This is a genomic window from Pseudomonas sp. P4_C8, assembly GCF_056401975.1.
In genome coordinates this window covers 77,155-98,963 of sequence record NZ_JBFUIH010000021.1, presented here as the reverse complement: position 1 = coordinate 98,963, position 21,809 = coordinate 77,155, and the positions used below count along the sequence as shown (strand labels likewise).

Annotated in this window: 20 protein-coding genes; 13 read left to right on the top strand and 7 right to left on the bottom strand. The window is 58.9% G+C overall.

The annotated features are described in order from the left end of the window. From AC1DWM_RS15190 to AC1DWM_RS15180, 3 genes are all read left to right on the top strand, one after another. Complete coding sequence (locus tag AC1DWM_RS15190; protein WP_452628709.1) at positions 1 to 1,083, top strand: 5-(carboxyamino)imidazole ribonucleotide synthase; 1,083 nt, start codon at positions 1 to 3, stop codon at positions 1,081 to 1,083. Positions 1,084 to 1,194: 111 nt separating this feature from the next. Beyond that, complete coding sequence (locus AC1DWM_RS15185; RefSeq protein WP_008030708.1) at positions 1,195 to 1,440, top strand: GlsB/YeaQ/YmgE family stress response membrane protein; 246 nt, start codon at positions 1,195 to 1,197, stop codon at positions 1,438 to 1,440. 88 nt (positions 1,441 to 1,528) lie between these two features. Continuing rightward, positions 1,529 to 2,065, top strand: a complete 537-nt coding sequence (locus AC1DWM_RS15180; RefSeq protein WP_223521250.1) for a DUF3299 domain-containing protein — start codon at positions 1,529 to 1,531, stop codon at positions 2,063 to 2,065. 117 nt (positions 2,066 to 2,182) lie between these two features. Here AC1DWM_RS15180 and AC1DWM_RS15175 read toward each other — a convergent pair whose 3' ends face one another. Continuing rightward, the gene (locus tag AC1DWM_RS15175) at positions 2,183 to 3,082 is read right to left on the bottom strand and encodes a D-hexose-6-phosphate mutarotase (RefSeq protein WP_223521248.1); all 900 of its coding nucleotides are present in this window, start codon (positions 3,080 to 3,082) and stop codon (positions 2,183 to 2,185) included. A 57-nt stretch (positions 3,083 to 3,139) separates the two neighbouring features. Further along, positions 3,140 to 3,544 carry an acyl-CoA thioesterase gene (locus AC1DWM_RS15170; RefSeq protein ID WP_007942704.1) on the bottom strand — a complete coding sequence of 135 codons (405 nt, stop codon included), beginning with the start codon at positions 3,542 to 3,544 and terminating at the stop codon, positions 3,140 to 3,142. Positions 3,545 to 3,908: 364 nt separating this feature from the next. Between AC1DWM_RS15170 and AC1DWM_RS15165 the strand changes: the two genes are divergently transcribed. From AC1DWM_RS15165 to AC1DWM_RS15125, 9 genes are all read left to right on the top strand, one after another. Beyond that, a complete protein-coding gene (locus tag AC1DWM_RS15165) occupies positions 3,909 to 5,207 on the top strand; it encodes an MFS transporter (RefSeq protein ID WP_223521246.1) in 1,299 nt (432 codons plus the stop codon). A gap of 258 nt (positions 5,208 to 5,465) precedes the next feature. Further along, positions 5,466 to 6,467: a phosphate ABC transporter substrate-binding protein PstS gene (locus AC1DWM_RS15160; RefSeq protein WP_477795543.1), complete on the top strand. Its 1,002-nt coding sequence runs from the start codon at positions 5,466 to 5,468 to the stop codon at positions 6,465 to 6,467. A 224-nt stretch (positions 6,468 to 6,691) separates the two neighbouring features. After that, entirely contained in the window at positions 6,692 to 8,974 is a 2,283-nt protein-coding gene (locus AC1DWM_RS15155) for an ABC transporter permease subunit (RefSeq protein ID WP_477795542.1), read from the top strand. 15 nt (positions 8,975 to 8,989) lie between these two features. Further along, positions 8,990 to 10,660, top strand: a complete 1,671-nt coding sequence (gene pstA, locus AC1DWM_RS15150; protein ID WP_477795541.1) for a phosphate ABC transporter permease PstA — start codon at positions 8,990 to 8,992, stop codon at positions 10,658 to 10,660. A gap of 184 nt (positions 10,661 to 10,844) precedes the next feature. Then, positions 10,845 to 11,678 (top strand): phosphate ABC transporter ATP-binding protein PstB, encoded by an 834-nt coding sequence (gene pstB / locus AC1DWM_RS15145; RefSeq protein WP_033059285.1) that lies wholly within the window; start codon positions 10,845 to 10,847, stop codon positions 11,676 to 11,678. Between the two features lie 72 nt (positions 11,679 to 11,750). Beyond that, positions 11,751 to 12,512, top strand: coding sequence for a phosphate signaling complex protein PhoU (phoU, locus tag AC1DWM_RS15140; protein ID WP_008150055.1), 762 nt, complete (start codon positions 11,751 to 11,753; stop codon positions 12,510 to 12,512). A 178-nt stretch (positions 12,513 to 12,690) separates the two neighbouring features. After that, complete coding sequence (locus AC1DWM_RS15135) at positions 12,691 to 13,590, top strand: response regulator (protein WP_477795540.1); 900 nt, start codon at positions 12,691 to 12,693, stop codon at positions 13,588 to 13,590. Positions 13,591 to 13,857: 267 nt separating this feature from the next. Next, positions 13,858 to 14,925, top strand: coding sequence for a hypothetical protein (locus tag AC1DWM_RS15130; protein WP_477795539.1), 1,068 nt, complete (start codon positions 13,858 to 13,860; stop codon positions 14,923 to 14,925). Between the two features lie 169 nt (positions 14,926 to 15,094). Next, positions 15,095 to 15,991 carry a peptidoglycan DD-metalloendopeptidase family protein gene (locus tag AC1DWM_RS15125; protein ID WP_223521238.1) on the top strand — a complete coding sequence of 299 codons (897 nt, stop codon included), beginning with the start codon at positions 15,095 to 15,097 and terminating at the stop codon, positions 15,989 to 15,991. A 114-nt stretch (positions 15,992 to 16,105) separates the two neighbouring features. On the opposite strand, the gene AC1DWM_RS15120 is transcribed toward AC1DWM_RS15125, so the two are convergent. From AC1DWM_RS15120 to phoB, 3 genes are all read right to left on the bottom strand, one after another. Further along, on the bottom strand, positions 16,106 to 17,446 hold the full coding sequence (locus tag AC1DWM_RS15120) for a hemolysin family protein (RefSeq protein ID WP_223521237.1): 1,341 nt from the start codon (positions 17,444 to 17,446) through the stop codon (positions 16,106 to 16,108). Positions 17,447 to 17,570: 124 nt separating this feature from the next. Further along, positions 17,571 to 18,857, bottom strand: coding sequence for a phosphate regulon sensor histidine kinase PhoR (gene phoR / locus AC1DWM_RS15115; RefSeq protein WP_477795548.1), 1,287 nt, complete (start codon positions 18,855 to 18,857; stop codon positions 17,571 to 17,573). Between the two features lie 89 nt (positions 18,858 to 18,946). Then, positions 18,947 to 19,636, bottom strand: coding sequence for a phosphate regulon transcriptional regulator PhoB (gene phoB / locus AC1DWM_RS15110; RefSeq protein ID WP_007896474.1), 690 nt, complete (start codon positions 19,634 to 19,636; stop codon positions 18,947 to 18,949). 152 nt (positions 19,637 to 19,788) lie between these two features. Between phoB and AC1DWM_RS15105 the strand changes: the two genes are divergently transcribed. Further along, positions 19,789 to 20,172 (top strand): COG4315 family predicted lipoprotein, encoded by a 384-nt coding sequence (locus AC1DWM_RS15105; protein WP_223521235.1) that lies wholly within the window; start codon positions 19,789 to 19,791, stop codon positions 20,170 to 20,172. A gap of 167 nt (positions 20,173 to 20,339) precedes the next feature. On the opposite strand, the gene ubiA is transcribed toward AC1DWM_RS15105, so the two are convergent. Next, on the bottom strand, positions 20,340 to 21,230 hold the full coding sequence (ubiA, locus tag AC1DWM_RS15100) for a 4-hydroxybenzoate octaprenyltransferase (RefSeq protein ID WP_477795538.1): 891 nt from the start codon (positions 21,228 to 21,230) through the stop codon (positions 20,340 to 20,342). Further along, a complete protein-coding gene (locus AC1DWM_RS15095) occupies positions 21,230 to 21,781 on the bottom strand; it encodes a chorismate--pyruvate lyase family protein (protein WP_477795537.1) in 552 nt (183 codons plus the stop codon). The genes ubiA and AC1DWM_RS15095 overlap by 1 nt, the downstream gene beginning before the upstream one ends. Positions 21,782 to 21,809 lie beyond the last annotated feature (28 nt).

Below are 21,809 nucleotides of genomic sequence, written 5' to 3'. Positions count from 1 at the left end.
ATGAAGATCGGTGTAATCGGTGGCGGCCAGTTGGGTCGCATGTTGGCGCTGGCGGGCACCCCGCTGGGTATGAGTTTCGCTTTCCTGGACCCCGCGCCGGATGCTTGCGCAGCCGCGTTGGGCGAACACCTGCGGGCCGATTACGGCGATCAGGACCACCTGCGTCAACTGGCCGATGAAGTCGATCTGGTGACCTTCGAGTTCGAAAGCGTCCCGGCCGAAACCGTGGCGTTTCTGTCGCAATTCGTTCCGGTTTACCCGAGCGCCGAAGCCCTGCGCATAGCTCGTGATCGCTGGTTCGAGAAGAGCATGTTCAAGGACCTGGGGATCCCGACCCCGGCGTTCGCCGACATTCAGTCGCAAGCCGATCTGGACGCCGCAGTGGCCTCCATCGGTCTGCCGGCCGTGTTGAAAACCCGCACCCTGGGTTATGACGGCAAGGGCCAGAAAGTCCTGCGCAAACCGGAAGACGTGGTCGGCACCTTCGCCGAACTGGGCAGTGTTGCTTGCCTGCTGGAAGGCTTCGTGCCGTTCACTGGTGAAGTGTCGCTGATCGCCGTGCGTGCTCGCGATGGTGAAACCAAGTTCTATCCACTGGTCCACAATACCCACGACAGCGGCATCCTCAAGCTGTCCGTGGCTAGTACCGATCACCCGCTGCAAGCCTTGGCGCAAGACTATTCCAGCCGCGTGCTCAAGCAGCTGAATTATGTCGGCGTGATGGCGTTCGAGTTCTTTGAAGTCGACGGTGGCCTCAAGGCCAACGAAATCGCCCCGCGCGTGCACAACTCCGGTCACTGGACCACCGAAGGCGCCGAGTGCAGCCAGTTCGAAAACCATCTGCGGGCCGTTGCCGGTTTGCCGCTGGGTTCGACGGCCAAGGTCGGCGAAAGCGCGATGCTCAACTTCATCGGTGTTGTACCGCCGGTTGAGAAAGTGATCGCGATTGCCGATTGCCATCTGCACCACTACGGCAAGGCGTTCAAGGCCGGTCGCAAGGTCGGTCACGCCAACCTGCGCTGCGCTGACCGCGAGACGCTGGCGGCACAGATCCTCAAGGTCGAAGCGCTCATCGCCGAATAAATAGTTTCATGTGGCAGCGGCGGAACCATTCAGGGGCCGTCGTTCTCTCATGGCAGGATGCCAAAGTCTGACTAGGCTTTCGCGTAGCCACTTCAACCAGAGGGAAATGCCATGGGAATTATTGGAACCATCTTTATCGGCTTGATCGTCGGCCTGCTGGCTCGGTTCCTGAAACCGGGCGATGACAGCATGGGCTGGATCATGACCATCCTGCTCGGTATCGGCGGTTCGCTGGCGGCCACTTACGGCGGCCAGGCTCTGGGCATTTACCAGGCCGGCCAAGGCGCAGGTTTCATCGGTGCGCTGGTCGGTGCCGTGGTATTGCTGGTGATCTACGGTCTGATCAAAAAGAACTGATCCAAAGCGACAAAGCCCCCTCTGCGCCGCACGCAGAGAGGGCTAGAATGCTCGGCGATTTATCGCCCTTCCTTTTCCGAGCACCTCAATGCGCCGTCTTCTGTTGACTATCCTTTTACTGGGCAGTGGTTTGGCCCATGCCGGCGAACTGCCGGAAACCGACTGGCTCGAACTGATGCCCAAGTCGGACCAAAAAGCCCTCGAAGCCATGCCCGAAATCGACCACAACACGCCCGAAGGCGATGGCACCTTTACCGCAAAGGGTGGCATGAAGCAGAGCAAGGGCTTGCCGGCGGTGATGTACTCGACCAAAACCGTGCCGTCGATGAACGACAAGAACATCCGCATCGGTGGTTACCCGGTGCCGCTGGAGTCCGACGCCAAGGGCCGCAGTACGCTGTTCTTCCTTGTGCCGTATCCCGGCGCGTGCATCCACGTGCCGCCACCGCCGCCCAATCAGTTGGTGCTGGTGCGCTATCCGAAGGGGTTGAAGCTGGATGATATCTACACGCCGCTGTGGGTGACCGGCACGCTGAAGGTCGAGACGGTCAATAACGACCTGGCCGATGCGGCGTACGCGCTGGATGCGGCGAAAGTGCGGGTGGTGCAGGAATCGGATTTATAGGTATTCAAATGTGGGAGCGAGCCTGCTCGCGAAGAGGGAGTGTCAGTCGGTTAATCCGTAAACTGATACACCGCATTCGCGAGCAGGCTCGCTCCCACCCTTGCGGTCTGGTGTGGCTTAGAGGGGATTGCTGCTAATGCTGACACCGAGGGTGTGGCTGGCCCCCGGAATCAATGTCACCACATCATCCATCACATTCGCCGTCTCAATGCACAGCATCCGCTGCCAGCCATCGTCCGCCATGTCGCTGAACGCCGCTGCACGCTCGATCCACGGGTTCCAGATCACCGCCGCGCGCGATCCACTGCTGGTCAGCTCAATGCGCCGCTCCCACGCCGGATCGACTATGCTCAGCGTCGTCGGGGTATTGAGGTAGATGCGGTCGGTCTCGCCGGTAAACTGCAGATCACCGGTCTGAGTGACGGTTTTCCACTCATCCAGCGTCTCGATGTAGCTGAAGCCATCCAGCCCTTCAACGTGCACATTGCGCACATCGCTGACCGCAAAATAGCTGTGCAGCGCCTGGCTGAGGGTGACGGTGTCTGTGCCTTGGTTATGGCTGGTCAGGCTGATATGCAGTTGCTCATCCAGACGAATGCTCAGCTTCAAATCCACCTGATGCGGCCAACCCGGAAAACCACCTACGGGGTAGGGCAGGATGAACTCCACCTTCAGGCTTTCGCCCTCGGCTTCGATGCCGCCCAGCTCCCAATCCATCGCCCGGACAAAACCGTGGGCACTTGGCGCTTCGTCGCTGACACGCATCGCCTGAACGCTCTGCGGATTGCGTGCAAGGTTGCCGAACCACGGCCAGCACACCGGCACGCCGGCGCGGATACTCTTGCCGGCCTTGAACACCGCCTCGTCGTTGAGCCAGATCAGCGGCGGTTGGCCGGCCAATTGATAACTGAGAATGTGCGCGCCTTGCTGGGCGACCAGCAATTCGGCCTGACCATGGCGGATGCGCCAGCAGTTCAGTTCATCCAGTTTCACGGCTTCAACGTTGGGCGTGTTCATGGGACAACTCTCGATCGGGAACAATGACTGCAATGGACCGTAAAACGCCCGCAGCGTTTAACGCGCGCGCGGCGGAACCGAGCGAGTACGGCCGCTGCCGTCGATGGCGACGAACACAAACACGGCTTCAGTCACTTTACGCCACTCGCTGGACAGCGGATCGTCGCTCCAGACCTCAACCATCATCTTGATTGAGCTGCGGCCGATTTCCAGCGCTTGGGTATAAAAGGAGAGCTGTGCGCCTACCGCGACAGGAACCAGGAACGCCATACGGTCGATCGCAACGGTGGCAACGCGCCCGCCAGCGACTTTGCTGGCCATGGCGGTGCCCGCCAAATCCATCTGCGCCACCAGCCAGCCGCCGAAAATATCGCCAAAGCCGTTGGTTTCGCGAGGGAGCGCGGTGATTTGCAGGGCCAGGTCGCCTTGCGGGATTGGATCTTCTTGTTCGAGCTCTATCATGCCGGGGGTGCCTCTGACCCGTGACTCTTCATTTGTACTTCAGGTGAATAGCCGCTTTCAAGAAAAACGATTCAGCCCCGAACATACTACGTTCGTCACGTTTCTCGTAAGGCGCCTAAAGGGAAACTCTGCGAAATCGACTGGTAGAGCCAGCAGCGTCTTCGCACAGCAATCCTTTCAAAGTGTTGCAAGATTGCGAGTATATCGGTCGGTAGACTCCGAGACGACCGTCCGGTTCTCATTTTGACCGTCAAAAACCGACCTCTATGTGCTTTTTCGAACAATTTGCTATCGTGCCGGACCTGCCCAAGCCTCCGTCAGCGTTATTGGGGCTGCAGAACCGACTATAAGAGAAGCCCTTGCCATGACCACAGCGCCCTCGAGCATCGCGCAGCCGAACCAACCCGCACGTCCGTTGACCCGTAACGATTACAAGACTTTATCGCTGTCTGCCTTGGGCGGTGCACTGGAGTTTTACGACTTCATCATCTTTGTGTTCTTTGCCACGGTGGTTGGCAAGCTGTTCTTCCCGGCGGATATGCCTGAGTGGCTGCGCCTGATGCAGACCTTCGGCATTTTCGCTGCTGGCTACCTGGCGCGGCCGTTGGGCGGCATCGTCATGGCGCACTTCGGTGATCTGTTGGGGCGCAAGAAAATGTTCACCCTGAGCATTTTCATGATGGCGGTGCCGACCCTGATCATGGGTTTGCTGCCGACTTACGCGCAGATCGGCATGTGGGCACCGATTCTGTTGCTGCTGATGCGGGTGATTCAGGGCGCGGCGATTGGGGGTGAAGTGCCGGGCGCGTGGGTATTCGTTTCCGAACACGTTCCGCAACGGTATATCGGCTACGCCTGCGGCACACTGACCAGCGGACTGACAGCGGGCATTCTACTGGGCTCATTGGTGGCCACGGCGATCAACAGTATTTATACCCCGGTGGAAGTGTCCGATTACGCCTGGCGGATCCCGTTCCTGCTGGGTGGTGTGTTTGGCCTGTTCTCGGTGTACCTGCGCCGCTGGCTGCACGAAACCCCGGTGTTCGCCGAGCTGCAACTGCGCAAAGCCCTGGCCGAAGAAGTGCCGCTGCGTGCTGTATTGCGTGACCATCGCGGGGCGATCCTGATTTCCATGCTGCTGACCTGGCTGCTGTCAGCCGGCATCATCGTGGTCATCCTGATGACCCCGACCGTGTTGCAGACGGTTTACCACTTCGCGCCGACCACCGCGTTGCAGGCCAATAGCGTGGCGATTGTATTCCTGAGCCTTGGGTGCGTGGCGTCCGGCGCTTTGGCTGACCGTTTTGGTGCGGGTCGAGTGTTTGTGTTTGGCAGTGCCGCGTTGCTGCTGAGTTCCTGGACGTTCTATCACAGCCTGTTCAATCACCCGGACTGGCTGTTTCCGATGTACGCCTTGACCGGTTTGCTGGTGGGCACTATCGGCGCGGTGCCGTACGTGATGGTCAAAGCCTTCCCAGCAGTGGTGCGCTTTAGCGGGCTGTCGTTCTCGTACAACCTGGCCTATGCGATTTTCGGTGGTTTGACGCCGATGGTGGTGACGCTTCTGCTGAAGGAGAGCCCGATGGGGCCTGCCTACTATGTGGCGATCATTTGCGGGGTCGGGATTGTGGTGGGTGGGTATCTCTGGAAGAAGGGGCGTTAAGCCGGCTCTTTGTATTGGCTGCACTGACGCTTTCGCCGGCAAGCCGGCTCCTACAATGGTTCTGTGCTCACCGCAGAGCCTTTGTGGGAGCGACGGTGCGACGATTCGACCTGCTCGCGAATGGAGCGACGCGAATCATCCTGTAAAAACCCGAATACTGGCCTTTCATCCAATTGTCATATTTCAGCCATAGAGTGTTCACACGGCCTGCTGATACTTGGCCCCGACTTAACACACCCTATCTGCTAGGAGTAAGGCATGAAACTGAAGCGTTTGATGGCGGCAATGACTTTTGTCGCTGCTGGCGTTGCGACTGCCAACGCGTTCGCCGCTGTTGACCCTGCTATCCCGAGCTACACCAAGACCACTGGTGTGTCGGGCAACCTGTCCAGCGTCGGCTCCGATACTCTGGCCAACCTCATGACCCTTTGGGCTGAGAACTACAAAAAAGAATACCCGAACGTAAACATCCAGATTCAGGCCGCTGGCTCCGCCACTGCGCCACCTGCGCTGACTGAAGGCACCTCTAACCTGGGCCCGATGAGCCGCAAGATGAAGGACACCGAACTGGCTGCCTTCGAGCAGAAGTACGGCTACAAGCCAACCGCTATCCCGGTTGCCGTGGACGCCCTGGCTGTGTTCGTGCACAAAGACAACCCGATCCAGCACCTGACCATGGAACAAGTCGACGCGATCTTCTCGTCCACTCGTCTGTGCGGCGCTAAAACCGACGTTAAAACCTGGGGTGACCTGGGCGTGACCGGTGACCTGGCCAACAAGCCGGTTCAACTGTTCGGCCGTAACTCGGTATCCGGCACCTACGGCTACTTCAAAGAAGAAGCCCTGTGCAAAGGCGACTACAAGCCAAACGTCAACGAACAACCAGGTTCGGCTTCGGTCGTGCAGTCGATCAGCTCCTCGCTGAACGGCATCGGTTACTCGGGCATCGGCTACAAAACCGCTAGCGTGAAGACTGTGGCTCTGGCCAAGAAAGGCAGCACTGACTTCATCGAAGACACCGAAGAAAACGCCCTGAACGGCAAATACCCGCTGTCGCGTTTCCTCTACGTCTACGTCAACAAAGCCCCGAACAAGCCTCTGGCCCCGCTGGAAGCCGAGTTCGTGAAACTGGTTCTGTCCAAACAGGGCCAGGAAGTTGTGGTGAAAGACGGTTACATCCCACTGCCGGCCAAAGTTGCTGCCAAAGCACTGGCTGACCTGGGTCTGGCGGAAGGCGGCGCTGAAGTCGCAAAAAAGTAACACCGTAGGAGCCGAGCTTGCTCGCGATGGGGGCGCCGCGTTTCACCTTTGAAACCTTGGCGCTACCATCGCGGGCAAGCCTTGCTCCTACAAGGCTCAGGGTTACCACGCAGGTGACCCGGCCTCCCCAAATTTCCGGTCTGCTGCCAGTCCCCGTTGGCGGCGGATTTGTTGCGTCACTGCATTGTCATCTTTCTGTCATACAGGATCGCTAGGGTGTGCGCATGAATGATCTGGCCAATTCCACCATGACTACGAATCCCCCCAAGCGAATTGATTTCAATACGCCTGAACTGCAACGCAAGCGGCGCATTCGCGCGCTCAAAGATCGCCTGACTCGCTGGTACGTCCTCGTGGGCGGCCTCGCCGTTCTCGGCGCGATCACGTTGATCTTCTTCTTCCTCGCTTACGTCGTTGCGCCACTGTTCCAGGGTGCCGACCTGACTGCCAAGGACGCCATCACGCCAGCCTGGATGCAAGACGCCGGCAAGCCGTTGATGATTTCCCTCGAAGAACAGAACCAGGTCGCCATGCGGGTTTCCGACAAGGGCCAGGCGCTGTTCTTTGATATCGACAGTGGCGCTGAACTCAAGCGCGTCGACCTGCCTGTTCCGGCCGGCACTCACGTGACCTCCATCGGCGAAGACCAACCGGGTCATCCATTGGTGGCGGTCGGCTTGTCCAACGGTCAGGCCCTGGTGTTCCGTCACACGTATAAAGTCAGCTACCCGGACGGCAAGAAAACCATCTCGCCGGCCATCGAGTACCCGTACGGCGAAACCCCGATCGTGCTGAACGAGGCGGGCGGTGCGCTGGAGCATGTCAGTCTCAACGCTAACGATTCGACCCTGATGCTGGTCGGCGCCACGGGTGCGCAACTCAATGTTTTGTCGCTGACCAGCGAAGAAAACATGATGACCGGTGAAGTCACCAATGAGCAGAAGCGTATCGATCTGCCGCAGATGACCGAGCCAGTGAAGAACATCTTCGTCGACCCGCGTCAGCAGTGGCTGTACGTGATTAACGGTCGTGCCCAGGCCGATGTGTTCAGCCTGCGCGACAAGAGCCTCAACGGTCGCTACAAACTGCTCGAAGACGGTGAAGCGCAAATCACCGCCAGCACCCAACTGGTGGGCGGTATCTCGCTGATCCTCGGCGACTCCAAAGGTGGTCTGGCCCAGTGGTTCATGGCGCGCGACCCCGATGGTGAGCAGCGTCTGAAGCAGATTCGTACCTTCCAGATGGGCACCACGCCGATTGTTGAAATCAGCGCTGAAGAACGTCGCAAAGGCTTCGTCGCCCTCGACGCCTCCGGCAAACTCGGCGTGTTCCACAGTACCGCTCACCGCACCTTGCTGGTGGATCAGGTCGTGGAAGGCCAAGGCCTTTTCGGCATGTCGCCACGCGCCAACCGCATCATCGTCGAAGCGGGCGGCAAGATTCAGCCGCTGCTGCTGGACAACCCGCACCCGGAAGTGTCGTGGAGCGCGTTGTGGAGCAAGGTCTGGTACGAGAACTACGACGAGCCTAAATACGTCTGGCAATCGACCGCTGCCAACACTGACTTCGAACCGAAGATGAGCTTGTCTCCGCTGACCTTCGGCACCTTGAAGGCCGCGTTCTACGCCATGCTGTTGGCTGCACCGCTGGCCGTCGCTGCTGCGATTTACACCGCGTACTTCATGGCCCCGAGCTTGCGCCGCAAGGTCAAGCCGGTGATCGAGCTGATGGAAGCGATGCCGACGGTGATCCTCGGTTTCTTCGCCGGCCTGTTCCTTGCGCCGTATGTGGAAGGGCATTTGCCGGGCATCTTCAGCCTGCTGATGCTTCTGCCGATCGGCATTCTGGTGGCCGGTTTCGTCTTCAGTCGCCTGCCTGAGTCGATCCGCCTGAAAGTGCCGGACGGCTGGGAAAGCGCGATCCTGATTCCAGTGATTCTGTTTGTGGGCTGGCTCTCGCTGTACATGAGCCCGTACATGGAAACCTGGTTCTTCGGCGGTGACATGCGCATGTGGATCTCCCACGACCTGGGCATCACCTACGACCAGCGCAACGCACTGGTGGTTGGTTTGGCCATGGGCTTCGCGGTTATCCCGAACATCTACTCCATCGCCGAAGACGCCGTATTCAGCGTTCCGCGCGGTTTGACCCTCGGTTCCCTGGCCCTTGGCGCTACGCCGTGGCAGACCATGACGCGGGTGGTGATCCTCACCGCCAGCCCGGGCATTTTCTCGGCGCTGATGATCGGCATGGGCCGTGCGGTCGGTGAAACCATGATCGTGTTGATGGCCACCGGTAACACCCCAGTCATGGAAATGAACCTGTTCGAAGGCCTGCGCACACTGGCTGCCAACGTCGCGGTGGAAATGCCCGAGTCGGAAGTCGGCGGCAGCCACTACCGCGTGCTGTTCCTCTCGGCGCTGGTGCTGCTGCTGTTCACCTTCGTCATGAACACCCTCGCAGAACTGATTCGTCAGCGTCTGCGCAAGAAATACTCGTCGCTTTAAGAAAGGTAGAAGTCTGTGAAACAGAACTCCCTGAAAGGATGGTTCAAGAGCGGCGCCCCCGGCGTCTGGATCAGCGGTGGCGCGGTGTCCATCGCGGTCATCATGACCATTGGCCTGCTGGCGGTGATTGCCGTGCGCGGTCTGGGTCACTTCTGGCCGGCGGATTTGATTCACGCCAGCTATGACGTGCCGGGTCAGGCCAATCACCTGGTCATTGGTGAAGTGGTACAGAAGGAAGAAGTGCCGCGTGAGCGCCTGAAAAGCGCTGGTCTGCCGGTGCCCGATCAGGGCCCGGAGTTCATGACGCGTGAGCTGATCAAGGTCGGCAACCGTGACTTGAACGGCAATGACTTCACCTGGATCGTCGGCGAGTGGCTGACCAACCAAAAGACGCCACCTGAGCTGATGACCATCGAGCGTCGCGAATGGGGCAACTTCTACGGTTACCTGGTCAACGTCAAACAGGACGGCAAAGTCATCGCTGAAGGCGAAGCGGCCTGGCCGGAACTGCAGGCGCGTGTTGATCGTGTGAACAAGCTCGCGGCACAGCTCAAGACCCTGGAAAAGGTCGACATCGGCGCGATCAACGCGGGTCTGGAACGCATTCGTCTGCACGGCCGCAAACTGGAACTGGCCGGCCACCTCGACGCCGCTGCGCAAGCAGACATGGATGCCGAACGCGCTGAGCTGAATGCACGTTATCAAGATATCGAAGCCCGTCTGAATGACTTGCACGCCCAGTTCAACCGCGACAGCCTCACGGCCCGCGATGCGAACGGCAAAGAAGTCGAAATCAGCATCGGCAAAGTGGTTCACGCCTACCAGCCGAACGCCATGGGCACGATGACCAAGATCGGCTTCTACTTCAGCAAGGTCTGGGAATTCCTGTCCGACGACCCGCGTGAAGCGAACACTGAAGGCGGGATCTTCCCGGCGATTTTCGGCACCGTGATGATGACGTTGATCATGGCGATGATCGTGACGCCATTTGGCGTGCTGGCGGCGGTTTACCTGCGTGAGTACGCCAAGCAGAACGCGCTGACTCGAATTATCCGCATCGCGGTGAACAACCTGGCCGGCGTTCCGGCCATCGTTTACGGCGTGTTCGGTCTGGGCTTCTTTGTCTATGTACTCGGCGGCTCGGTTGACCGCTTGTTCTTCCCTGAAGCGTTGCCGGCGCCGACCTTCGGTACGCCGGGTCTGCTTTGGGCTTCCCTGACGCTGGCATTGCTGGCAGTACCGGTGGTGATCGTGGCCACCGAAGAAGGTCTGGCGCGGATTCCTCGCACCGTGCGTGAAGGCTCTTTGGCCCTCGGCGCCACCAAGGCTGAAACCTTGTGGAAGATCGTGCTGCCGATGGCCAGCCCGGCGATGATGACCGGCATGATCCTCGCCGTGGCACGCGCCGCCGGTGAAGTAGCGCCGTTGATGCTGGTGGGTGTGGTGAAACTGGCGCCGTCGCTGCCGCTGGATGGTAACTACCCGTACCTTCACCTCGATCAGAAGATCATGCACCTGGGCTTCCACATTTATGACGTCGGCTTCCAGAGCCCGAACGTCGAAGCCGCACGGCCGCTGGTGTACGCCACGGCGCTGTTGCTGGTGCTGGTGATCGCCACGCTCAACCTGTCGGCCGTATACATTCGAAACCACCTGCGCGAAAAATACAAAGCGCTGGATAGCTAATCGCCGCCGACCCTGTGTAGGAGCTGGCTTGCCAGCGAAGGCGTACTCACTGACGCCAAAAGCTTCGCTGGCAAGCCAGCTCCTACAGGGAAACGGCGTCAGACAAAGATTTTGAGTAAGCCCCTGGCCTGAGTATCAGGCCAGGGGTTAAACGAACCGAATTTGTTAGCACAGGGAGCCTCCCATGCAGCACGAAGCACATACCCACGGCATCAACATGTCGGCATTGGGTCGCGACAAACAGAGCCTGAGTCTTGAGCAGGAAACCGTGGCCATTGAAGTGCCGGGACTGAGCTTGTTCTACGGCGACAAACAAGCGCTGTACGACGTCAGCATGAACATCCCGAAACAGCGCGTGACCGCCTTCATCGGCCCGTCCGGCTGCGGTAAATCCACGCTGCTGCGCACCTTCAACCGCATGAACGACCTGGTTGACGGCTGCCGTGTCGAAGGCGAGATCAACCTCTACGGCAACAACATCTACCGTAAAGGCGAAGACGTGGCCGAGCTGCGTCGTCGCGTCGGCATGGTGTTCCAGAAGCCCAACCCGTTCCCGAAAACCATCTATGAAAACGTGGTGTACGGCCTGCGCATCCAGGGCATCAACAAGAAGCGCATTCTCGACGAAGCCGTCGAGTGGGCGTTGAAAGGCGCGGCGCTGTGGGACGAAGTCAAAGACCGTCTGCATGAGTCGGCACTGGGTCTGTCCGGTGGTCAGCAGCAACGTCTGGTGATCGCGCGCACCATCGCCGTAGAACCGGAAGTGCTGCTGCTCGACGAACCGTGCTCGGCACTCGACCCGATTTCGACGTTGAAAGTCGAAGAGCTGATCTACGAACTTAAATCGAAGTTCACCATCGTCATCGTGACCCACAACATGCAACAGGCCGCGCGGGTTTCCGACTACACGGCGTTCATGTACATGGGCAAACTGGTGGAATTCGGCGACACCGACACCCTGTTCACCAATCCGGCGAAGAAGCAGACCGAAGACTACATCACCGGTCGTTACGGCTAGGAAGCCTGTGGTTGCTCACTGAACTGACGCTGCGGCCCACCGCACCTTACCGGACGCTCCAAGGACGCCAACATGATTAGTAAAGAAGGCCTTACCCACCATATTTCCGCGCAGTTCAACGCCGAACTGGAGGAAGTGCGCAGCCACCTCCTGGCCATGGGCGGGCTGGTGGAAAAGCAGGTCAACGACGCGGTGACCGCGCTGATCGAAGCCGACTCCGGTCTGGCCCAGCAGGTTCGCGAGATCGACGACCAGATCAACCAGATGGAACGCAACATCGACGAAGAGTGCCTGCGCATTCTGGCTCGTCGTCAGCCGGCGGCGTCTGACTTGCGTCTGATCATCAGCATCTCCAAGTCGGTGATCGACCTTGAGCGCATCGGTGACGAAGCGACCAAAATCGCCCGCCGCGCCATTCAGCTGTGCGAAGAAGGCGAAGCGCCGCGCGGTTACGTCGAAGTTCGTCACATCGGCGACCAGGTGCGCAACATGGTGCGTGACGCACTGGATGCATTTGCCCGCTTCGACGCCGACCTGGCGCTGTCGGTGGCGCAGTACGACAAGATCATCGACCGCGAATACAAGACCGCCCTGCGTGAGCTGGCGACCTACATGATGGAAGACCCACGCTCTATCTCGCGGGTCTTGAGCATTATCTGGGTTTTGCGTTCGCTGGAACGGATCGGCGACCACGCGCGCAATATCTCGGAACTGGTGATTTACCTGGTGCGCGGCACCGACGTGCGTCACCTGGGCCTCAAACGCATGAAAGAAGAAGTTGAAGGAACAAGCGGCGAAACCGCTAATGTTCCGGGCAAAGCTGACGATAAGTAAGACTGCCCAAGAAAAACGCCCGGTCCTTTGGCCGGGCGTTTTTGTGTGTGGCTTTTGACGTTGGAAGCAGCACCCGCGAACGAAAAGTCCCGGCGTGACTGAAGATGTGACTGAAGATTTTTGGCAATGTGCCATCAGCAAAACGGTAGGCTTGCCGGGTTTTTTCGAGGGATAGTGGATGAGCAAGATCAGCGTGTTGGTGGTGGACGATGCAGCGTTCATTCGTGACCTGGTAAAAAAATGCCTGCGTAACGTCTTTCCGGGCATCCGCACGGAAGATGCCATCAACGGCAGGAAGGCTCAGGCCCTGCTGGCCAAGGAAACGTTCGACCTGGTCCTGTGCGACTGGGAAATGCCGGAGATGTCTGGCCTGGAACTGCTCACCTGGTGCCGCGAGCAAGACCACCTCAAAACCATGCCTTTCGTGATGGTGACCAGCCGTGGCGACAAAGAGAACGTGGTGCAGGCGATTCAGGCCGGCGTTTCCGGCTACGTCAGCAAGCCGTTCACCAACGAACAACTGCTGACCAAGGTCAAGCAGGCGCTGAACAAGGTCGGCAAACTGGACGCCCTGATGAGCAGTACGCCGCCCAAAATGAACTCGGCCTTCGGCGGTGATACCCTGAGTGCATTGACCGGTGGCAAACCTGCCGTGGTCGCACCTGCTCCAACTGCGGCACCGTCTCGTGGCTTGCTCAACAGCCCGCCGGTCAAGGCCGCGGCCGCCGCATCGCCTGCCAGCGGGCGCGGCCAAGGCCAGCTGCGTTTGCCAAGTGGCATCCAGCAATGCGTGATCAAGGCCTTGAGCATCAAGGAAGCGCTGCTGGTGGTTAAGCGCACCGACACGCTGCCACAGATCCTCGACAGCGCCGTGCTCGACCTGGAGCAGGGCGAGAACGCTGAAGTCGCCCGCCTCAACGGCTATCTGCACGCGGTCGTCGCCCACGAGCCGAAACCCGACAGCGACTGGTTGCAATTGACCTTCCGCTTTGTGGATCAGGACGCACAGAAACTCGACTACATCTCGCGCCTGATTGCCCGTGGTACTGCGCAGAAGCATTTCATACCGGGGGCGTAAGCTTCTTCCTGTATGAAAGATCGCCCCCCGACGCTGTTCTCGAACAACGCGGGTGGTGGATGCCTTTTTCCGTATCGGATTCCCAATCCGCTCCTTGATTTCCTTCTCTTCCGCCCAACCGTTGGTCTCACTTGATTCCCGCATGAAAATGCGTGGGGAGCCGTTTGTCGCAACTGGTATTTCTTACAGGTTAAGGATTCGCAGTGTCTCTGTAGCGTAGGCCGGGATCACCACAAATCGTGGCGACGCTATGGAGCGGAGTTGGATATGACCAAGCAAGTCATGTTGCAAGAGCGGAACAGGATCGTTGAGGCTTTTGGAGAGCGACGGGAGCCTCTGCGTCCGGCTTCAATCGACGAAGCAGTGGATGGAAAAATCAGTTATTCCAGTCTTGAAAATGGCCTGACCCTTCGCTTTCCGTTTGTTGAGGGCATGGAAGTGGGGGGCGAATATATCTTCCTTTCTTCTTCGGATGAGGGTGTCGGTCATAATTTGCGGGGAACTATCCAAGCAGAGAATCAAGATATCGTTGCTGCCCTTCCGCCTGACCAAGCGTTGGGGTTTAGTGGAAAACTAGATCTGCAGTATAGGTATTTGGGATTCCCGCCCGAGCACAGCTTTTCACCCCCCACCTATTATTCGGTGGAGGGGTGGTTGTATAGGCCGCTAGTCGATGAAGCCGTAGATGGGGTTATTCCAGTTTCGGCAGTATCGCGAGGCGTAAACCTGCGAATAAAAGCGGCATTGTCATTGGAGAAAAACGCAGCCGTTTCCGTTTACTGGGTCGGCTCCAACAGTGACGCCTGCTTCGTGGAATACCGGATTCTTCAGGCAGATCACAGCAAAGAAGATATTGTCATTCCGGTCGGCTCGGCGTTTCTGGTACCGAACAAGAACGGTCATGTTCATTTTATTTACACCGTGCATTCTAATCGGGGCACCTGGACATCAAAGCTCGTAAGGCTTGAAGTAGAAGGCGAATTGGGAATGCCTACGGCAAAGTATTGGCTGCCGGAGGAATTAATTTTAGCCAAACCCGCGCGGCTGGTGAAAACTGATGAAGGCGGCAAAATCCCGATGCAGGTTCCAACACAAGGTTGCAGTGAAGGTGATGTCGCCACTTTCATTTTTGTTAGCGATCATTTTCGGGGTGAATTTATCTTTCGCCTTCCGGTAACAAGCGGAGATATTGCCCAAGGGTATAAACCGTTCAATTTGCCGATCCCGTTTACGCTGTTGGCGGGAAGCAACGTAACATTTATGGCTGTTGTTGAGCGACAGACGGGCGGCACCGTCGGCTCGCCAGTAAACAAATTGTACGTGGAGGCGGACTAATCATCCTGGCGTTTTTGCGGTCAGTGTCCCGGCGATTTGCCTGTCGCAGGGACACTCGCGAACTTCCAATAGGAGCGTGGCGCTGCCTGATTTGAAACATCTGCCGACTACCCGGGTCCATTGCAGCTGCTAGGCTCAATCCAAGGCCTTACTCGACAGAATCCTGCCCATGTTCACGCGACTGCTGTTTTTTTGTGGGCTGTTCATGGCCGCCACCTCGGCGATGGCCATGACGGTCTACAAGTCCACCAACGCCTATGGCGTGGTCTCCTACAGTGACCGCCCCACCAAAGGCGCAAAGGTGTTCGTCTTTCGGGATCGCATGGACGAGCACCTTGAGCGTCAGGTGTACCTCGTGTTCATGAAGAAGGACGGCGTGCACAGCGTGTACGTGCGCAATAACCTGTATGCACCGGTAGAGATCGGGTTGGATTTCACCGGGTTGAAGAACGTCAGCGGCGCACCGGGTCGACCTATTCGCAAGGTCTTGCCGGCGCGCAGCAGCATTCGTGTAGCGCAGCTCACAGCGAAGCAGGCTGGCAGGCCGTTGGTGTACACCCCAAGGTTCAAGTATTCCTTGGGCGACCCCTCAGGGGCCGCCGTGGGCTATCGATACCCGCTGCCCTGGCGGGGCGGTCCGTTTCGCGTGAGCCAGGGCGCCAATGGTCAATACAGTCACTTCGGGCCGAAGAATCGCTACGCCATGGACATCGTCATGCCGGAGGGCACGCCGATCATCGCGGCGCGTGGCGGGGTGGTAGTGAAAACGGAGAGTGGGCAGAGCGGGCGCGGCACTAATCCGTCGGGCAATTTTGTACGGGTACTGCACAACGACGGGACCATGGGCGTGTATTTGCACCTCAAGCGAGGTTCGGTCTGTGTGCGCGAGGGGCAGCAGGTGACGGTGGGCAGTGCATTGGGGTTGTCGGGCAATACCGGCAACAGCACCGGGCCACACCTGCATTTCGTGGTGCAACGCAATACGGGACTGGGGCTGGTGTCGATTCCGTACCAGTTCAAACAACCGGTAGGGGTCTTGCCCAACTTTGTGTTGGGCAAGCAGTGATGTGTTGCCTGTTCTGACGCTATCGCGAGCAGGCTCGCTCCCACATTTGAAAAGCATTCCCCTGTGGGAGCGAGCCTGCTCGCGATGGAATCGACGCGGATCCAGATCAGTAGATCAATCCAGCATCAACACTTTGGCCAATATGATCTTCGGCCCTTTCATTTTCTTGATGATGATCCGCAGACCTTCGACTTCCAGCACTTCTTCCTCTTCCGGCACGCGCTTCAGGCTTTCGTAGACCAGCCCGGCGAGGGTTTCGGCTTCGACGTGATCCAGATCGATGCCCAGCAGGCGTTCGACCTTGAACAGCGGCGTATCACCGCGCACCAGCAGTTTGCCCGGCTGGTACGCGAGGATCCCGCGCTCGGCCTTGCGATGTTCGTCCTGAATGTCGCCGACCAGCACTTCCAGTACGTCTTCCATGGTCAGGTAGCCGATGATGTTGCCATCGGCCTCTTCCACCACGGCGAAGTGCGAACCGCCCTTGCGGAACTGTTCCAGCAATTGCGACAGCGGCAGGTGCCGCGATACTCGCTCCAGCGGACGGGTCAGTTCAGCCAGGTTGAACGATTCCGGGATGTGGTCCAGCGCCGCCAGCTCCAGCAGCAGGTCCTTGATGTGCAGCAGGCCGACGAACTCCTGACGTTCGCTGTCGTACACCGGGTAGCGGCTGAACTTGTGGCGACGGAACATCGCCAGGATTTCCTTGAGCGGCGCGTTGAACTCCAGCGTCACCAGGTCTTCCCGGGAGTTGGCCCAGTCGACCACTTCCAGCTCGCCCATTTCCACGGCCGAGGCCAATACACGCATGCCTTGGTCGCTTGGGTCCTGGCCACGGCTGGAGTGCAGGATCAGTTTCAGTTCTTCACGGCTGTAATGGTGCTCGTGATGAGGGCCGGGTTCACCTTGGCCGGCGATGCGCAGGATGGTGTTGGCGCTGGCGTTCAGTAAGTAGATCGCCGGGTACATGGCCCAGTAGAACAGGTACAGCGGCACGGCGGTCCACAGCGACAGCAGCTCGGGTTTGCGGATGGCCCAGGATTTCGGGGCCAACTCGCCGACGACGATGTGCAGGTACGAAATGACAAAGAACGCGGCGAAGAACGATACGCCTTTGATCACTTCGGCCGACTGCACGCCGACCGCTTCAAGTATCGGTTCGAGGATGTGCGCGAACGCTGGTTCACCGACCCAGCCAAGGCCGAGGGAGGCGAGGGTGATACCCAGCTGGCACGCCGACAGGTAGGCATCGAGCTGACTGTGAACGGTGCGCAGGATATGCCCGCGCCAGCCGTTTTTGTCAGCGATGGCCTCAACCCGGGTCGAGCGCAGTTTGACCATGGCAAATTCGGCCGCAACGAAAAATCCGTTGAGCAAAACCAGGATCAGAGCAAAAAGAATCATGCCGAAATCGGCGAATATTGTTGCGAGGGTCAAGCCAGGGGAAGGGTCCATGATGGAGTTTTGCGGGTTCCGTATATTTATAAAAGGGGATAAATGCGGTGCCTGAAGGGCAGGCACAAGTCAGCCAATGTAGCGGCTGACTCGGCGATTGCCTAGTGGCCTGTGCTGGCCGGTATCAGTCGGCGGTCTTGAGGACCTGCAATTTGGTCACCTGCGCCGGCGCAAAGTGGCAGGTAAACGTACTGCCATGCCCCGGCACACTGCTGATTTCCATCCGCGCTCGGTGGCGCAGCAACACGTGTTTGACGATGGCCAGGCCCAGGCCGGTGCCGCCGGTGTTGGAATTGCGGCTGGAGTCGACCCGGTAGAAACGTTCGGTCAGGCGCGGCAGGTGTTTGCTGTCGATGCCGATCCCGGAGTCCTGCACGCTCAGATGTGCGCCTTTCTCGTCGGCCCACCAGCGAATGCGGATATTGCCTTCGGCCGGGGTGTATTTCACCGCGTTGAACACCAGGTTGGAAAACGCACTGCGCAGTTCGGCTTCGCTGCCCTTGAGCAAAATCCTCGGGTCGGCTTCAAGCGTGATGTGTTGGTTTTTCTGGGCAGACAACTGCTGGGCGTCGCTCTTGATTGACTGCAACAAGCCGTCAATCACCACAGGCTGGTTGTCCGACGGGTAATCGGTGGCTTCCAGCTTGGCCAGCAACAGCAAGTCATTGAGCAGCGTCTGCATGCGCCCGCCTTGTTGCTGCATTTGCTGCAAGGCGCGGGTCCAGCGCGGATTCACCTCCTCGGCGTTGTCGAGCAAGGTTTCCAGGTAGCCGCAGATCACCGTCAGCGGCGTGCGCAACTCATGGGAGACGTTGGCGATGAAGTCTTTGCGCATTTGTTCCAGCTGATGAATGCGCGTGACGTCGCGCACCAGCATCAAGTGTTCATTGTTGCCGTAGCGCGTGATGTACAGCTGAATGCGCACGCGATCATTGGTCGGCGACGGGATTTCCAGCGGTTCGGCGTAGCTGTCCTGCTCGAAATATTCCTTGAAGCGCGGATGGCGCACCAGGTTGGTCACCGGCTGACCGCTGTCTTGCGGGGTCTTGAGGCCGAGCAGGGTTTCGGCGGCGCGGTTCCACCATTCCAGGTTGCCGTCGCTGTCGAGCATGATCACCGCGTCTTTCAGCGCGGCGGTGGACTCCTGGACCCGGTCGATCACCGCTTGCAGACGCCCACGTACCCGTTGGTCGCGGCGTTGCAGGTGATAGATGCTGTCGAACACCTCGCCCCACAGGCCATAGCCATCGGGCGGTGCTTCATCGGGAGTGTGCAGGCGCAACCATTCGTGCAAACGCAGCAGTTGCTTGAGGGTCCAGCCCAGGTAAAGGCCCAGCCCTGCGGCGAGGCTCCAGCCGTAGTAGCCGGTAATCAGGCCGATCACCAGGCAACCGGTGACCAGTAACAGCATGTGGCGAATCAGGGTGCCATGCCAGTTTTGGTTCACGGAAACATGCGTCCTTGTCGGCTTGTCGGCTTGTCGGGCGGGTAAGGGCAGTATCAGGCCTTGGTGGAAAACCGGTAGCCTGTACCGCGCACGGTTTGTACCAGATTTTCATAAGCATCGCCGAGGGCTTTGCGCAGACGGCGGATATGCACGTCGACGGTGCGCTCTTCGACATACACATTGCCGCCCCAGACCTGATCCAGCAACTGGCCACGTGTATAGGCACGTTCCTGGTGGGTCATGAAAAATTGCAGCAGGCGGTATTCGGTCGGGCCCATTTCGGCCGGTTTGCCGTCGATGGTCACGCGGTGGCTGATCGGGTCCAGCAGCAAGCCGCCGACTTCAATCGGCGCTTCGCCATCGGTTGGGCCGGCACGGCGCAATACGGCTTTGAGGCGTGCCACCAGCTCACGCGGTGAAAACGGTTTGGTGATGTAGTCGTCAGCGCCGACTTCCAGGCCCTGGATCTTGTTGTCCTCTTCGCCCTTGGCGGTGAGCATGATGATCGGGATGTCCCCGGTCAGCTCATCGCGCTTGAGACGACGTGCCAACTCGATACCGGAGGTGCCGGGCAGCATCCAGTCGAGCAGGATCAAGTCCGGCTTGCGATCAACGATGATGGCATGGGCCTGCTGAGAGTTCTCGGCCTCCAGGCAGTCATAGCCGGCCATTTCCAACGCAACGGCGATCATTTCGCGAATGGGCGCTTCGTCGTCGACGATCAGAATGCTCCTGCCAACCATGCCTTAGTCCTCTTGTCATTTAACTGTCTTGCGCCGCATTAGATAACGGAATTATTGCAGTCGTGTGACAGTATTTTAGTTGGCCGGCGATTGTCATGATCCTGAACTAAGCTCTAATTCCGAATCCTGACAACCACAAGAGGAAGGTTTCCATGAAACAATACTCGCATTCCATTAAAGCCCTGCTGTTGGCTGCGGCGTTTTCCTTGCCGACCATGGCATTCGCGGCCGAGCCGGCGATGATGAAAGACGGCATGATGGTCGATCACAAGGGCATGACTGTGTACACGTACGACAAGGACGCGGGCGGCAAGTCGATGTGCAACGGCGAGTGCGCCGAATACTGGCCGCCAATGATGGCGCCGGCGGGTGCCAAGGCTGAAGGTAAATGGACAGTCATCAAGCGTGACGATGGCAAGATGCAGTGGGCCTACGATGGCAAGCCGCTTTACTACTTCCAGAAGGACAAGGCACCGGGAGAAATGAAGGGTGACAAGATGAAAGATGTTTGGCACGCCGTCCGCGAGCATATGTAACGGATGTTGCGAACCTCAAGGGATTGCAACCCCGTAGCAGCTGGCGCAGCCTGCGTCCGGCTGCGCAGCAGTCGTGAATCTTGCCTGCGCGGTACATCTGAATCACCGCGTGAGCAGGCTTTACGACTGCTGCGCAGCCGGACGCAGGCTGCGCCAGCTGCTACAAATCAACGCAGTGCGTAATCCAGGACAATCCCGATAAAGATCGCCAATCCGGCCCAGTGATTGTGCAAAAACGCCTTGAAACAACGCATCCGGTCCCGGTCGCGGGTGTACCAGAATTCCCACGCGAAACAGCCCGCCGCTGCCAACAAGCCGAGGTGAAACCAGCCACCGAGCTCGAACTTCGACCCGGCCAGCAACAAGCAGCCCAGCGCCAAGCCTTGCAAGGTCAGGATGATCACCCGGTCTGCATCGCCAAACAGAATCGCCGTGGACTTCACGCCGATCCTCAGGTCGTCATCGCGGTCAGTCATCGCGTAATACGTGTCGTAACCCACGGTCCACAACAGGTTGGCAATCCACAGCAGCCACGCAACGGCCGGCAGTTCACCGGTTTCGGCGGTGAACGCCATCGGCATCCCCCAGGAAAACGCGGCGCCCAGCACCACTTGCGGGTAGTAGGTGTAGCGCTTCATGAACGGATAGGTGAACGCCAGCGCCAACCCGCCCAGCGACAGCCAGATCGTCGGCGCGTTGGTGCACAGCACCAGCAGGAAACTCACGCCCATCAACAGCGCAAAGAATACCAACGCTTCTTTCGAACTGATCTTGCCGCTAGCCAGGGGCCGTTGCGCGGTGCGTTTGACATGTCCGTCGACCTTGCGATCCGCCCAGTCATTGATCACGCAGCCACCGGCGCGGGTCAGAATCACGCCCAAAACGAAAATCACAACGTTGGCCAGCGACGGCGAGCCTTTCCCTGCAATCCATAGCGCCCAGAGTGTCGGCCACAGCAGCAGATAAATGCCGATCGGCTTGTCCATGCGCGTCAGCTGAATGAAATCCCAGGCCCGTGGATTCAAGCGGTTCAAGGACTTCAGCAGGCTCTGGTACATCAGCAGTTCTCCGGATGGGCGCGGGTGGCGTTCCACAAGGTCGGCAGGAAGATTTCGGCCACCAGTACGCTCAAGGCGCCACGGTCGAAACGCGAGCGCCGGCCCCACAGCTCAGGTGCCCGGCACTCCTGCGGCAGCCATGCCTGAGGATAGTGACAAACCTCGATAGCGCGGCGCTGGAACGCGTGATCGCAAAACAGCAATTCCCCCAGCGAGCGGCTGCCCAATTCGTCCATGTGCAACCCATCGCCCTGTAACGCACTGCGTGCCGCCACGCTGCGGGCAAACACCCACGCCTCGCCGTGGCCGCGCAAATACACCTCGCGCACCCAGCCCTCGCTGCCTTCGGCCAGATCCAATGCAACACATTCATCGGCGCGCAGCGGTTGCCAGCCTTCAAACAGCGGCGTGACGCTGAAACGGTCATTCGACAAACGGATAAACCGTCGGGTCAGGGAGCCTTCGTCGAACAGCCAGTCGAGGGTAGACGCGTCGGGGAGGGGCGTGAGTTGGCTTTGGGTGAGCCACAGCGAGGATATTGAGTGCGGCACAGTGAGTCATTATTGGCAGCAAATGAGG